The following is a 14,487-nucleotide window of genomic DNA, read 5'->3' on the forward strand; positions in this document are numbered from 1 at the left end:
TGCAAGTTCTGTTGGCAAACGAAAGAATTGAAAGCCTATTTACAAAAAGGGAGCGGCCGAAGATGCAATTTCGGCCGCTCCTATGCTTTTGATTATGAGTKAAAATTAAACCAATGCACCCGGTTCCGTATCATCACTATCTTTTATGGATTAGGAAATTTTATCGGCATCACTGATCTGCATGAACAGAATTTTAAACGGTTTCAAACCTGTTTTAATCGGTTTCACCCAATTTTCCCCACAAAAAAAGCGACTTTACTTGAGGTAAATCACTTCTTTCTATTGAAAATCATATATGTCTACAATTTTGTCCGCTCTAACTCGGTTATGACAAAGCTTGAACAACTGAGTCAAAAAATCCTCGATTTCCACAGTTGATGTTGGAAGTGGAATATTCATCGTCGTCGATCCAAAAATTTGCTTATAATACGACTTCCGAATGTCATTTTTGCCATCCCTTTTTAAAGGGTTGTATTTCCACGATAGAAAGTTGACACCATTTTCTTCGATTATTTTGTTCAGCTCGGCAATTGTAGTGGATTTATCATGCGCATATATCACCAAGTAATAGTTGTCATTTCGATGCCAATCGATGAGTAAGAAATAATAGCTTTCTTCCCCGGGTTTAGCTACGTCATAGGCAGCAATCACCGGCTTGCCATTCGCCCATTGATGGAATTGACTCAAGGTGTTATTAAGTGTAGGCAATTTAGTCACTTCATAAGTAGGCTCATTGTATTGTTCCAGATATATGCTTAAATAATGAGCTAGTTTTTTCTCCATATTCCAGATCCCTTTATGTTGAATTTGAATTTACGTACACTCACTTACTTGTTTCGTAAAACCGTGATAAACCCTTCCAAGATTTCATGACTTACAGTAAAGCCTTTACGTTTATAGAATTCTAATGCGGCTTCGTTGCCATTTGAGACAAAGATAAAATAATCCTCCACATCTTCAAATTGATTCAACCACTCCATCGACAACTTAAAAAGCGTCGATCCAACTCCGTATTGTCTATATTCCTCTTTAATATAAAATTGCGATAAACACCCTACATTCATTCTATTAACATTAGATAGGTCAAAAAAAGTGGCAAATTCATTTGAATATGTTTCTTTAGGAGAGATATTCGAATAGACATACCCAACAATCTGCTCACCATCTTTAACGACAACCGTGTAATTATGTAATGCTTTTTTAACAGAAGGCATCAACCGTGTGTCAAAATTCATGTTGTCAAAGAGTTCTGGAGTTATGTATGCTTTTGACTTTTGAAAAGCCATAAGTTCATTGCAAGTATCTCGAAGGCATTCAATCTTTTCGTCAGGTAAAATTTCATAAGTTAAGTTCATTTTCCCATTCCTTTCTTAATAATAATTACCAATTATTAAACTTTTTTTAATTCTATAACAGATTTCAATACAATGATATGTAAACATCACTTCTATATTCCAACCCTCAATTGTGATTAAAATCTCTTCCAATATGGGCCATTTGAGTAAATGCTACTTTTTAGCTTGATGCTTTTATGTCATGCAAGTTTCTCTAATGCTCTCACTCCTTATATCGGAAAAATACATAAACGAACAACTTTCATATGGTAGTTAATAGGAATTATGCGCAAGCTTTTTTTATGTGAAAATGATTTTCGTTAAAATTTTTATGACTATTTTTAATCTCCTTTATACTGTTTCGACTTTTAAATACAAAGAAAAATAGGTTATCGACAGAAGATTACAAAACCTCTTATGTACTAATAACTTTTTATGACTTAAATTAAGGTTGTAGGAAAAACGAATCAATGGAAAATGAATCGTTTTATTTTTTGTGAATAGTATAGATATTTATATCTAATTTATTAGTAATAAATGTAAGAGTTTTCGTTTTGGGTGTAAAGTGAAACTTCACTTTTACTATAAATTATTCTGGTCTATTGGCCCCAAGGGAGAGGTAGAATGAATCAACTTTTCAATTCAGCTTATTCGTAACAACATTTGCATCATCTATTTGCTCCAATTGTTGCTGACCGTTTTGAAAGAATCGTACAAGCAATTGGAAGGGAGAGGAATTATTGAAAAAGATTTTTGGAATTATTATTGCATCCTCTGTGCTACTTTTTCTAATTGGTATGAACATTCATTTCAAAATGAAAGCATGAAATTAGGGGTGGAAACAGGTGCTGGACTCTGGAAAACGTTTTCGAACGTTAAAATCTTTGTAAGCGAAGCCAAACAATCTTTTGATAGCACGCTTGCAAGCTTCACGGCAAAACGTGTTAGTGAAGCAACAACTGAAATTGAACAATACCAAATCGATACAGAAAATCGCTTGGAACAAACAGTTTCAGAATTAAAAGATGAAAACCTCAAAGTGTATTCAAAAAAAGTGAATATGAATGAGGATATCGAAGAAGACATCGAACAAAGCGTAGAAGAAATTTTAGAAGAAGTATTAAGTGAATAGCATTCAAATGGATCTAGCAAAATGCTTGAATTCATTCAAAAAACCAACCACAAAGGGGACATTCAAATGTTAAAAACAATCAAAGGTAAAGTAATCGCAGGAACAGTATCAGTAGTATTATTATCAAGCGCTGGAGCAGCATTTGCAGCTTCAAATGCAGGAGCAAATTTACAAAACTGGTACAATGGGAAATTATTTGCTTCTTCTTTATCGGTTGCAAGTCAAACTGCTTCTTATGGGAATGCGGAAAAAGGTAAATTTGAAACTGAATACGCAGGAATGAAGACTGCAGCAACTACAAGCATTAATACGAAAGCTGATACTATGGAAACTTCGACGAACAATAGTGTTAAAGCTACAGCTGATGCATATATTGATGATGTTACTAGTAAAAAAGCAGAGATTAGTAGTAAAATGGCAGATCAATTTAATTTTCTTTCAACTACGGCGCAAATAGGTATCAATTTAGCAGGTGCCAAAGCACTTAGAGACGCTAACGATGACTTAAGTCAATATACATCTGCAGCGGGTACTGCAGCTACAACTCAAATGACAAATGATATTAATGCAGCTACAGCAACGGCAAAACAACAATTGCAAGATGCCATTAATACTGCTAAAAATCAGCTCCAAGCAGAATTGGATGCTGAAACAAGTGATACTGTAAAAGACATTAACGCAAAAATCGATGCAAAAATTGTTGAACTTCGTACAAAGATTACTAAAATCAAAGATGATTTTGTATTAGCTCAAGAACAAAGTATTGCTAATGCAGCAGCTGCGCTTGAAACACAAGCTAAAGCTGATTTGGATGCAATCGTAAACGGTATCAAATAATAATATTAATAATTAGGGACCTCGTAGTTTGGGGTCCTTATTGTTGTAACTGGAGGTATCGAAATGCTAAGCAGACTTGAGAAATATAAAAAGATTCAAAAGAGAAAAAAGATAATTTTGTTGGTAGCCGCAGTAGTGCTAACTCTCGGGATTGGCAGTGGAGTGAAAACTACGTTCGCAGATGCAGATGTAAGCACGCTATTGATTAATTGGTTTAAAAATAAAGAATCTGAATCCCTTAATGAAATTGATAAAGCGATTACGGATGAAAAAACAATACTTCTAGCTCAATTGAAAGTAGAATTGAAAAACGAAATGGATTCTGCTAAACAAGAACTAGATGCATTTACGGAAAAACAGAAGTCTGATCGTATTGCTTCACTCCGTCAGTATGCWAATGAGTTAATTGAGAATTTGAATGTTGATACAACTGAACAACAAGATAAAATTACTGCACAAATCAATTCAATCATGAACGAAGCAATCGCTCAAATGGACCAAGCGGTTATTATTGTTCCTGAAACGATTCCTGAAGTCCCTCCTGTCTCAGAAGGAGAAAATTCATCGAAACCAAATGAAAATGAACAGGAACCAGCAACCGAACCTGTTCAAGTTCCTGAACCCGCTCCTATTTCTGACCCTTTGCCAAACCCGGAATCAGATTCCACATCTGCTAATGGTGTTGATAACGTTCAAGCTAATCGCAATCCAAGTACTGAAGACGAATTAGAAAACTCTGTTGAAAACGACTAACGCTATATCACATGAGACTCTCTTTGGAGAGTCTTTTCTTTTAGATTCATAATGGAATCAACGGAAAATTGCCATACGAATTTTTATTATGATGTCTCATCAGTAGCAGTCTTTAGAGCAACAGTTTTGCGTCTTCAATTTGATTATTACCGACTTCCCTTCGTGAATGAAGGATTTAATAGCAGTGATAATACCAACCACCTTCCAATCTCGGTGTCCATCCTACTCTTTGAATTGAAAAAGTTAAGAAAAGGAACTAAGTCATCAACTGACTAGTTCCCTTTTGATTTACATATCTAGTTTAATATAGTCGACACCATCTAATGCACATCTTCTTTAATCAAGAAGGTTGCAATCTCTGGGAATATCGACAGTAGGACCATTAATAGTAGCATGATAATAGCATAAGGAATAACGCCTTTTACGATTTCGTCGATGGTATTTGTTCGATCAATTCCTTTCAGTACGAACAAGTTCAGTCCGACTGGAGGTGAGATTAAAGCAAGCTCCATGTTGATTACCATGATGATTGCGAACCAGATTGGGTCAAAGCCTAATGCCACGATGATAGGGTATAAGATTGGCAATGTTATAACCAAAATCGAAATCGTTTCCAGGAACATCCCTAAGATTAATAGCACAATATTAATCAAAATAAAGATGACCCATGGGTTGATGTCTTGTTCAGTTGCATAGGTAGTAATAGTTTGTGGGATCTGCAAGATTGTCATGATATAGCCAAGCAGCATCGCACCGACAATGATGAACAATATCATCGCATTTGTTTTAACGGTAGAAATAATGATTTTCTTGAAGTTTTCCAAGTTCAAATTACGGTAGAAGAATGCAGCAATCGCAAAGCTCAACACGACACCTACTGCAGCCGCTTCAGTTGGAGTAAAAATACCTGTGTAAATCCCTCCAATAACGATTACAGGCAGCATCAATCCCCAGATGGAAGTTTTAGTCGCTTCCATTCTCTCTTTCCAAGTCGCAGGTGCATCTTTAAGGTGGCGTGCTTGGTAGGCAGCAAATACCATGAAAGAAAGCGTCAGTATGAGTCCAGGTATAATTCCAGCGATGAACAGTTTTCCGATGGATTCACCGGTCACTGATCCATAGATAATCATTGGTACGCTTGGTGGAATCAAAATCCCTAATGTACCACCCGCAGCAAGCAGACCTAATACATGTCTTTTGTTATATCCACGCTTGACCATCTCTGGCAAAGCAACCGAACCAATAGTTATCGCAGTAGCTACACTCGATCCAGATATTGCAGCAAATATGGCACAGCAGAAAAGTGTGGCAATCGCGAGACCGCCTGGGAAATGGCGAAACCAGCGGCTAGCCATTTCGTAAAGATCACGGCCAACTCCACTAACCAATAAAACCTGGCTCATCAAAACATACATCGGTAATGCTGTTAGAGAAAAGTCATCAAGTGCCTTATAGGAAATGATTGGAACTTGCATAAAAGAAAAGGTTCCGCCATTAAAGAAGAACATCCCCGCGACTGCGAGAGTAGCAAGAGCAAACGCAACCGGCAGTCCGAGCAATAAGAGAGTTCCCAAACCACCTACAAAGAAAATATTCATATGTGCTCCCCTCCCTTATGTATCCCGCCGTCAACAATCTGCAAAATGAACGCCAAGCACAATAGTACGCCACCGATAGGAAGGAACATTTCAGGCAGGTACATCGGAACACGCAGCAAAGATGCAGAAGTAACTTCCAGTTCTATGGTATTCATCACGTGATGAATACCATAATAAGTAAAGATGATGCTGAATACTAATCCCATGGCATTTGATAAATAAGCAAGCAATGTCTTTATGCGATCGTTAACATTGTTGATTAGTAAATCCACTGTTATATGAGAATAGGTTCGTACCGCATATGCACTTCCTAAATAACAACTGGCGATGATTGCATAAATAGACAGTTCAGTAGCCCAGATTGTCGGTTTGTTGAAAAGCCATCTAGAAACGACTTCAAAGAAAATCATGAAAGTTGTCACCATAATGAAAAATCCGGATGCATAAGCACCAAACCTAATGAGCAAATCGGAAAAATTATACAGCGATTTCATTAGTTTTTTCCTCCTTACTGCTCATCAACCATTTCAAGCAGTTCTTTCCCTAAATCGCCAGAGTTTTTAGTAAATGCCTCCCAAGCCGGTTTTGCTGCTTCTTTCCACTGCGGTAAGTCCTCTTCAGGCACTACATAAACTTCCATTCCTTTTTCCTCCAACTGCTTAGCAGTCTTTTCATCTTCTGACTGGGCTTGTGCACGAATCCATTCTTCTGATTCCTTAGCAGTTTCAGTCAATAGCGTTTGTGTTTTTGTAGGAAGTTTATCCCAGAAGTCCTGATTAATTGCCAATAAAAACTCGAGGTACGCATAATTATTGATAGTTAAATATTTTGCTACTTCATCATACTTTCTTTGAACCATTGCAGTTGTTCCTGATGTGGCTCCGTCGACTGTATTTAGTTTAAGTGCCATATATACCTCTCCACCACCCATGAATACAGGGGAAGCTCCATATGCTTTGATCATTTCAGAAGGAATGTCACCGATACTACGGATCTTCAATCCTTCGAAATCGGAAGGTGATTCCAAAGGACGTTTGTTGTTTGCGAATTGTGCATAACCATAGTCAGCAAACATGAGAACCTTGGCACCCTTTTCTTCCATAGCAGTACGTAATTTATTCCCGAATTCACCGCTTAAAGCCTCACCAGCTTTTTCATAGTCTGAGAATACGTATGGAACATCAAAAATACCCATTGCAGGGACTGTACTTGCCCAAAGCGTCGAAGAATTGACACCCATTTCAACGCCACCAGTAAGAATGGACTGGTTCATATCCTTATCATTTAATAATTGGCCTGCTGGATATACTTGCATTTTTATAGCACCATCAGATTTTTCAGTGACATCTTTCACGAATTTTTCAAGCCCTTTAGCGATGTGGTGATCTGCCGGCAAGTTATAAGCTAATCTGATAGTCGTTTCTTCGTACCCGTCCCCACTTGCATTGACTGCTTTTGTTTCAGGTTCTTTTGAGTTACATGCTGACAATAAGAACATAGAAATCATTAAGAACGTAATTGCCTTCATCCATTTTTTCATGCTAATATCCCCTTTGTTTGTTTTCTTTCTACATGTCTGATGCGACCCAATGGATTTTTCGAAGAAAGACTCGCTGCATAGTCAGCAGCATCAAGTAATTTTTCAAAATCCAACCCTGTGTCGATGTTCATTCGGTGAAATAAATACACTAAATCCTCTGTTGCTAAATTTCCTGCTGCACCCGGTGCAAATGGACAACCACCTATGCCAGATACCGCCGTTTCAAAAATTCTTACGCCTGCTTGATAAGCAGCATACGCATTTGCAGATCCGAGCCCCCTTGTATCATGCAAATGTATAGTAACAGGTATTTCGCCTGCGACTTCAATAACCTTTTTCATCAATCGTTCCACTTGATCTGGAGTGGCAATTCCAATTGTATCGGCAATGCCTATTCGATCAGCACCAGCATCTTTCACTCGTTTTACGAGATTCAAAACTTGCTCTTCCGACACTTCACCTTCATATGGACAGCCGAAGCTCACTGCAATTGAAAAGCAAGTTTTGATCCCATCCTTTTTGGCTTGTACCACAAGCGTTTCAAACTGACTAAGGTTTTCATCGATTGATAAACCAATATTTTTCTGGTTAAAACTTTCAGTAGCTGAACTGACCCAGTTAACTTCAGAAAGTGAATGTTCTTTTGCTCGCTCATACCCTTTTAAATTTGGTATAAGGGCTATAGCTTGCAAGCTTGTCCATTTAGTTACCACTTTCAATACTTCTGAAGCATCTGCCATCTGCGGCACTTTCACTGGGTGAACAAATGAAGTTACTTCCACAGTATTTAAACCAGCCTCTAGCAAATGTTTTACTAGATTCACTTTTTCCACGGTTGAAATCAGCTTGGGATCATTTTGCAGCCCATCACGGGGACTGACATCGATAATTTTCACATCCGCCATTTATATGACTCCTTGTTCTTTCAGTTTTTTGAACTCATCAAAAGAAAAATTCATAAACTCCGTGTAAATTTCCTCGTTGTGTTGACCAAGACTTGGACCGCTCCATTTGATTTCTCCTGGCGTTTCCGAAAGCTTTGGCACAACCCCCGGAACAAGAACTTTAGTTCCATCAGGCAAGACTATTTCCTGCAGCATTTCCCTTGCCTTGTATTGCTCATCTTCAACAATTTCCTTGATTCCATATATAGGACCTACCGGTACGGATACTTCATCTAATATTCGCTGAGCCTCTTTTAATGGATGCTGTTTCGTCCATTCTTCAATGGTTGAATCAATGAAAATTACATTGTCCGCTCGCCCTTGGTTGGTTGAATAAGTCGGGTCATTCGCCAGGTCATCTCGGCCAATTGCTGTCATTAGACGTTTGAATATCTGATCCCCATTCCCACCAATAACCAAATGCTTTCCATCAGCACATTCATATGTGTTTGAAGGGGCGATTCCTGGTAGTGTACTACCTGTCCGTTCTCTTACCATCCCCGTTAAATCGTATTCGGGTAAAATTCCTTCTAGTAAACTAAAAACAGATTCATAGAGTGCGACATCAACGAGCTGGCCTTGTTTTTCTGGATCTTCTTCTCTTGCACGCAATGCCATCAACGTTCCAATGACTGCATAAAGTCCAGCAACCAAATCTCCTAATGCAATGCCGACCCGCACTGGGGGTAAGTCAGGGTAACCGGTCAAATACCTTAAGCCACCGATTGCCTCGGCCACACTTCCAAATCCAGGTTTTTCTCGATATGGACCCGTTTGACCATAACCTGAAACCCTGGTCATGATGATGGATGGATTGACCTTACGTAAATCTTCCAATCCAAGACCCCATCTTTCCAAAGTTCCAGGTTTGAAATTTTCAAGAACGACATCCACTTTCTCTGCAAGTTGACGAATAATATGCTGGCCCTCAGGATCACGCATATTCACTGTTATCGATTTCTTATTTCGAGATTGCACATACCACCAAACCGATGTGTCATTGTGCATCACACGCCAATTCCTCAGCGGGTCCCCTTTCGCTGGTTCTTCAACTTTGATAACCTCAGCACCAAACTCGGAAAGGATTTTCCCTGCAAATGGAGCAGCGACCAAGTTTCCTAATTCCAAAATCTTTACACCTTCAAGTGGCAGCTTTTTTGACATTTCTTACCCTCCTAAATCTTTCGAGCAAAATTCCATAAACAAATTGTAATCGCTTTCAATATGAGCTTTCATTAAACGCTTGGCTGCTTCCGCATCCTGATCCACAATTGCCTGAAAAATTTGTTGGTGCTCATGAATGGCATGTTCCATATGGAGCGGATTTTCATCGAGTATCGATTTGCGATAAAAACTATTAACCCCTCGAAATGCCGTCAGCATGGTAACGAGAAACTTGTTTCCGGTTGCCATAACAACGGCTTCATGGAAATTCACATTCGTATCATGGACTTTTTTCAGGTTATTAGTTTCTGAAATTTTACTCATCTGCAATAAAGAAGTACGAATGGTCTCAAGTTGTTCATGGGTCCTGCGTTCAGCTGCATAAAAAGCGGCTAGCGGCYCCATCTCAACCCGGCACTCATACAGATGTTGATAATCTTCGATTGACGGCTCAACAACCGTCACCCCGCCAGAATTATTTACGAAAAGCAGCCCATCTTTTTCAAGCATACGGATTGATTCACGAATCGGGCTTCGGCTGACCTGCAATTCCTCTGCAATCTTTTCCTCTATCAATCTTTCACCAGGCTTCAAACGACCCATAAGGATTTGTTCTTTCAAGTAGTCATACACTTGAGTTTTTAAAGTAGCCCTTTTTTTCACGATTGCTTCTATGATCCTCATCTCATTTCTTTTTCGTCGACTGTCGACTGTATACAATTTAGCTTTATGTTAGAATAATCAAAATAATTAAAACCGTCAATAAACTTTTTTATGATATTTTCAGTACTTAACCTTAATACCTACTCCTAACAAGGTTTTTCACTCGAAAAATTATTTTTACATTAATTATATTTACTTCAAGTAGTCCCGCTCTTCACATTCGCTTTGAAAAATCGGATGAAGGAAGTATATGAGTACACTACTTTTTAGGGATTTCTCGTAATAATGTTATATGTCACCAACTCAAAAACATAAAAAAATCCAGAACCAATTGGTTTCTGGATTTCTAAATTAAGTTATAAAATAGTTGTTTGCTGCGGAACAATCATCTTTTTGATTCCCGATACCCAGCAGCCCGCGCTGCGGATTTTGTACAGAAAGTATCTTCAGCTTCTGTTATATCGTAGTAGTCTCCTGAAGGTACATGAAAAATCTTTTCACCTGAGCTGGAAATATTCCCTTTGATTTTCATGCAGGAACGTTCTTCTTTTTCCTTAGCAGCTTGATCGGCCTTTTCCATCTCTGCCTTTTCTCTTGCAGCCTGTGCCGCTTTCTCTCTCTCGGCTTGTTCTGCTCTTTCTATAGCAGCCTGTTCAGCCTTTTCTTTTTCTTCCTGTTGCTTTTTCTTTTTATCTGCGTCATCAATCACTTTTACGGGTGCAATTAAACTTGTATCAGACTCAGTATCAGTGTCTGATTCAGATTCATTTACAGGTTGTTCATCCCATTCTTTGTAGTGTTCAATAATGCAAGGAATCAAAAACCATAGCAATAAAAGTAAAGCTAGTATAATCATGAGTCTCCATTGCCATATGGATTGGCCCTTTTTCTTTCTAACCTTGTACCATTTAGCAACTAGCAAAATCAATAAGACGAGAAGAATATTCCACCAAGCAGAAAAGATGCACACGATGATAAAGTATATAAATAATAAAACGTATAACAGGAATATCCCTATTAAGCTAAGTATGTCTAGCAAAAATGTTCCCTCCAAATTTATGTATTGAACCATTAGTTTTTGGAGACTACGATTCCACTTAAATCATTGTTCATCCTTTAGTCCAATAAAACCATGATAATATTATCATAGAAATACATAAATATTGATAGAAATAAAAATTATCACTATTTAAAGATGCCTGTTGCTCATTTCTAAATGAAGCAACAGGCATCTTTTCATCTTCTTATTATTAAACCAACTGCCCAACTTCATGTAGCATAGTCCCATTTTGTTTAAGGTTGGTATGCCACGAGAAAGCTTTTTCGAGTACGTGTGGGGTCTGGCCGCCACGTGTTAAGGCTTCTGCGTAATATTCCAATAATTGTGCACGATATGTTGGATGTGCACAGTTTTCAATAATTACTAGTACTCTTTCTCGTGGAGCTAAGCCTCGCAAATCAGCGTAGCCTTGTTCGGTAACCACGATGTCCACGTCGTGTTCGGTATGGTCAACATGCGACACAAACGGGACGATGCTTGAAATATTGCCGCCTTTTGCGGTGGATTTCGTAACGAAAATCGCAAGACGTGCGTTTCGGGCAAAGTCGCCGGATCCTCCTATACCGTTCATCATTTTCGTACCTGATACATGAGTCGAGTTGACGTTTCCGTAAATGTCGAACTCCAAGGCCGTATTGATTGAAATGAGTCCGAGACGACGAATGATTTCCGGGTGATTCGAGATTTCCTGAGGACGCATGATGAGTTTATCGCGGTACTTCTCAAAGTTACCGAACACTTTGTCCATTTTGTCCTCTGATAATGTAATCGAACAGCAAGAAGCTGATTTCACTTTTCCTGCATCAATTAAGTCGAAAACCGAATCCTGTAACACTTCAGAATAGACATCAAGATCGGTGAATTCCGAATCGATCATCCCGTGTAACACAGCATTTGCCACAGAGCCGATTCCCGATTGAAGTGGTGCGAGTTTATCCGTCAGTCTTCCTACGCGRATTTCTGAACGTAGAAATTCGAGTAAATGATCTGCCATTTGCTTAGTTTCAGCATCTGGAGCGACGATCGTAGAAGGTGAGTCCATCGGATTCGTGAAAACGATTCCTTTAATCTTCGCTGGGTCAATCTTAATACCAGAGGTCCCAATTCTGTCATCTGGGTTCATTAACGGAATCGGTTTACGTTCACCTTGTTGTCCTGTGTCATAAATATCATGTAGACCTTCAAGCATTTCTGGCTGCGCCATATTGATTTCCACAATGATGTGCTTCGCATGTTCTGCGAAAATCGATGAGTTTCCAACCGATGTCGTTGGGATAATCAAGCCATCTTCCGAAATTGAAACCGCTTCCAAAATTGCAAAGTCAATCGGACCAATAACTCCCGCACGAATAAATTCTGCCGTATGCGACAGATGTTGATCGACAAACAGCATTTCCCCATCATTTATTTTGCCACGCATAGTCGGATCTGCTTGGAATGGCAATCGTTTTCCGACAATACCCGCTTCTGCAAAAGCCTTATCGATATCCGAGCCAAGAGAAGCACCAGTATATATATTCACTTTGAATGTTTCAGTTTCGGCACGCTTGATTAACGCAAATGGGACCGCTTTCGCATCTCCTGCACGTGTGAACCCACTTAGGCCTAGCGTCATCCCATCATTAATCCACGTTGCCGCTTCTTCAGGCGTAACTACGCGATTTTTTAAATCCGGGTGTTTGATTCGTTTTAATTTTTCTTCCATATTAAAAACCCTCTATTTCATGACTTTTTCAATAATTCTAACAAACAAAATACTGATTTTGAGGTTTAGGGAAAGAAACAGGGATTTACCCGCTGAAACAGGCAAATCCCTCGCTGAAACAGTAGATTAGAAATCAAGTAACTTCCGAAAATAGCTGGCATACGATTGACTCACCGGAATTTTCGTTCCGTCATTCATCAGCAACACGAGTGTAGAATGCGTATCCGGAAAGACTTCGCGAATCTGGTGGACATTGACGATAAACGAGCGATGGCAACGAACGAACAACTCACGTGGCAAAATAAATTCAAACGCCTGGAGAGATTTGCGATGAGTACCCGAAACTCCATTTGCTTCTATATGCGTTTTCTTCCCTCGCACTTCCAGAAACTTCACATCTGTAAATGGCACTGGAACCCACCCGTCCTGAGTCTTCAGCATGACGACAGACTTCCCTTCCGTGAAAGAAGGATAAATGGCTGTTACGCTTCCAACGACTTTTCCATCACGGTGGAAAGGTACGGCCATGCCATGGTATGGAACAGCAAACACATCACGATTGATGAAGTCCGAGACCTTTTGTCCAGAGGATAGTGCCTTGTGGGCTAGCGACCCTGGTTTCACCATGTCCCCCGCCTTTATTTTCAAATCCACTCGGACGCTTGGACGGTAATATACATAGTGTTCCCCGTCGGATACAGCAATCGAGATTTCATCCGAAAACAACTCCCCAATCACATCCAGCATTTCGTAATCTTGAAAATCCTTCATCTTGCAAAAGCACCTCTCTCGTAAACTAACATTCCTTCCTTCAATAATAACTGGTATTGGGGATGTATGGACAAAGACTGCTCATATAAGAACAAAAAACGAAGGATGTGACCACGTCACTTCCTTCGTTTCTGTTTGTCCTTATTTTAAATAATTGATCGCTCGTTTCAGGTAAATATCTATATCCGTTTCGTTAAAATACGAAAAATGATTCCATCCATGTGTAGTGTGAGGAATTTTGATTTCGTTAATGGTCACCATATTGTCCGTATGTACGATCCCGTCATTCAACAGACCCAGATTTTTCCCGGCTAATGCAAAGTACTTTTTATTGGCATCTATTAAATCACTTGAATTTAATTGGCTAATAAAATCTGAGTTATTGGCGAGATCATGGAAACCTTGTAAATTCCCTGGCCTTACCAAGTGCCAAAAGTCTTCACTTTTTATTGAGTTTTTGCCCATTATGTTACTAAGTATGCCATACAGGATTAAGCATTTTCGAGCTAACATTGGGACACTAATCAAGATCGAGCCATTATTCGGTGTTCCAGCCATGATGATTTTATCTATCGGTGCCTTTTGTTCGATATAAGCAGAACGGCTGACCAGTCCCCCCATGCTATGAGCTACGATTAATATTTCCTTCTGAGGATACTTCTTCTTTAAACTCTCTATTTCTTTAGCCAAGAAAATCCCATTGTCTCTTATTCTTTCATCTACTGTGAGGTATTCAAAACCAAAAACTTCATAGTCATGACTTAGTGTATTAAACAAATTGAAGAATGAAGCACCTATACTGGATACCAATCCGTGGACGATGATTGCTATAGGTTTGTTTGGATCTATGGGTTCATCAGCTAGTTTTTCCTTTCGGAATGAGTCGTCTCCATCTTTTATTAATCTGAAAAGACCGAGTTCACTTGGTTCGCTTTGAAACTTATTTAACACAATGTAAAAACTTTTATCAGAGGATGAACCAATCG

Annotated in this window: 15 protein-coding genes; 3 read left to right on the top strand and 12 right to left on the bottom strand. The window is 39.1% G+C overall.

The genetic code is table 11. The annotated features are described in order from the left end of the window. Positions 1-279 precede the first annotated feature (279 nt). Both AC1DSB_RS06525 and AC1DSB_RS06530 read right to left on the bottom strand, forming a co-directional pair. Positions 280-783: a hypothetical protein gene (locus AC1DSB_RS06525; protein ID WP_477532280.1), complete on the bottom strand. Its 504-nt coding sequence runs from the start codon at positions 781-783 to the stop codon at positions 280-282. A 44-nt stretch (positions 784-827) separates the two neighbouring features. After that, positions 828-1,355, bottom strand: coding sequence for a GNAT family N-acetyltransferase (locus AC1DSB_RS06530; RefSeq protein WP_477532279.1), 528 nt, complete (start codon positions 1,353-1,355; stop codon positions 828-830). An 802-nt stretch (positions 1,356-2,157) separates the two neighbouring features. Between AC1DSB_RS06530 and AC1DSB_RS06535 the strand changes: the two genes are divergently transcribed. The 3 genes from AC1DSB_RS06535 (at position 2,158) to AC1DSB_RS06545 (ending at position 4,056) form a co-directional block, all read left to right on the top strand. Beyond that, positions 2,158-2,466 carry a hypothetical protein gene (locus AC1DSB_RS06535; protein ID WP_477586169.1) on the top strand — a complete coding sequence of 103 codons (309 nt, stop codon included), beginning with the start codon at positions 2,158-2,160 and terminating at the stop codon, positions 2,464-2,466. 66 nt (positions 2,467-2,532) lie between these two features. Next, positions 2,533-3,303, top strand: a complete 771-nt coding sequence (locus tag AC1DSB_RS06540; protein ID WP_477532277.1) for a hypothetical protein — start codon at positions 2,533-2,535, stop codon at positions 3,301-3,303. A 63-nt stretch (positions 3,304-3,366) separates the two neighbouring features. After that, the gene (locus AC1DSB_RS06545; RefSeq protein ID WP_477586171.1) at positions 3,367-4,056 is read left to right on the top strand and encodes a hypothetical protein; all 690 of its coding nucleotides are present in this window, start codon (positions 3,367-3,369) and stop codon (positions 4,054-4,056) included. 320 nt (positions 4,057-4,376) lie between these two features. Here AC1DSB_RS06545 and AC1DSB_RS06550 read toward each other — a convergent pair whose 3' ends face one another. The 10 genes from AC1DSB_RS06550 to AC1DSB_RS06595 all read right to left on the bottom strand — a co-directional run. Next, positions 4,377-5,654 carry a TRAP transporter large permease gene (locus AC1DSB_RS06550; protein ID WP_477532275.1) on the bottom strand — a complete coding sequence of 426 codons (1,278 nt, stop codon included), beginning with the start codon at positions 5,652-5,654 and terminating at the stop codon, positions 4,377-4,379. Then, positions 5,651-6,148 (bottom strand): TRAP transporter small permease, encoded by a 498-nt coding sequence (locus AC1DSB_RS06555; protein ID WP_477532274.1) that lies wholly within the window; start codon positions 6,146-6,148, stop codon positions 5,651-5,653. The genes AC1DSB_RS06550 and AC1DSB_RS06555 overlap by 4 nt, the downstream gene beginning before the upstream one ends. Positions 6,149-6,162: 14 nt before the next feature. Further along, a complete protein-coding gene (locus AC1DSB_RS06560) occupies positions 6,163-7,194 on the bottom strand; it encodes a TRAP transporter substrate-binding protein (protein ID WP_477586173.1) in 1,032 nt (343 codons plus the stop codon). Continuing rightward, the gene (locus tag AC1DSB_RS06565; protein WP_477532686.1) at positions 7,191-8,099 is read right to left on the bottom strand and encodes a hydroxymethylglutaryl-CoA lyase; all 909 of its coding nucleotides are present in this window, start codon (positions 8,097-8,099) and stop codon (positions 7,191-7,193) included. The genes AC1DSB_RS06560 and AC1DSB_RS06565 overlap by 4 nt, the downstream gene beginning before the upstream one ends. After that, positions 8,100-9,302 (bottom strand): CaiB/BaiF CoA transferase family protein, encoded by a 1,203-nt coding sequence (locus AC1DSB_RS06570; RefSeq protein ID WP_477532685.1) that lies wholly within the window; start codon positions 9,300-9,302, stop codon positions 8,100-8,102. It lies immediately after the preceding gene. Positions 9,303-9,305: 3 nt separating this feature from the next. Beyond that, a complete protein-coding gene (locus tag AC1DSB_RS06575) occupies positions 9,306-9,986 on the bottom strand; it encodes a GntR family transcriptional regulator (protein ID WP_477586175.1) in 681 nt (226 codons plus the stop codon). Positions 9,987-10,350: 364 nt separating this feature from the next. Next, the gene (locus tag AC1DSB_RS06580) at positions 10,351-11,004 is read right to left on the bottom strand and encodes a sunset domain-containing protein (RefSeq protein ID WP_477532683.1); all 654 of its coding nucleotides are present in this window, start codon (positions 11,002-11,004) and stop codon (positions 10,351-10,353) included. Positions 11,005-11,215: 211 nt separating this feature from the next. Then, on the bottom strand, positions 11,216-12,730 hold the full coding sequence (locus AC1DSB_RS06585; protein ID WP_477532682.1) for an acetyl-CoA hydrolase/transferase family protein: 1,515 nt from the start codon (positions 12,728-12,730) through the stop codon (positions 11,216-11,218). Between the two features lie 126 nt (positions 12,731-12,856). Next, on the bottom strand, positions 12,857-13,501 hold the full coding sequence (locus tag AC1DSB_RS06590; protein ID WP_016428197.1) for a LytTR family transcriptional regulator DNA-binding domain-containing protein: 645 nt from the start codon (positions 13,499-13,501) through the stop codon (positions 12,857-12,859). A gap of 141 nt (positions 13,502-13,642) precedes the next feature. Further along, positions 13,643-14,487 (bottom strand): esterase/lipase family protein (locus AC1DSB_RS06595; protein WP_477586177.1); only part of this gene is annotated, 845 nt, incomplete at its 5' end.

The sequence above is a fragment of the Paenisporosarcina sp. P4_E4_2 genome (genome assembly GCF_056401595.1).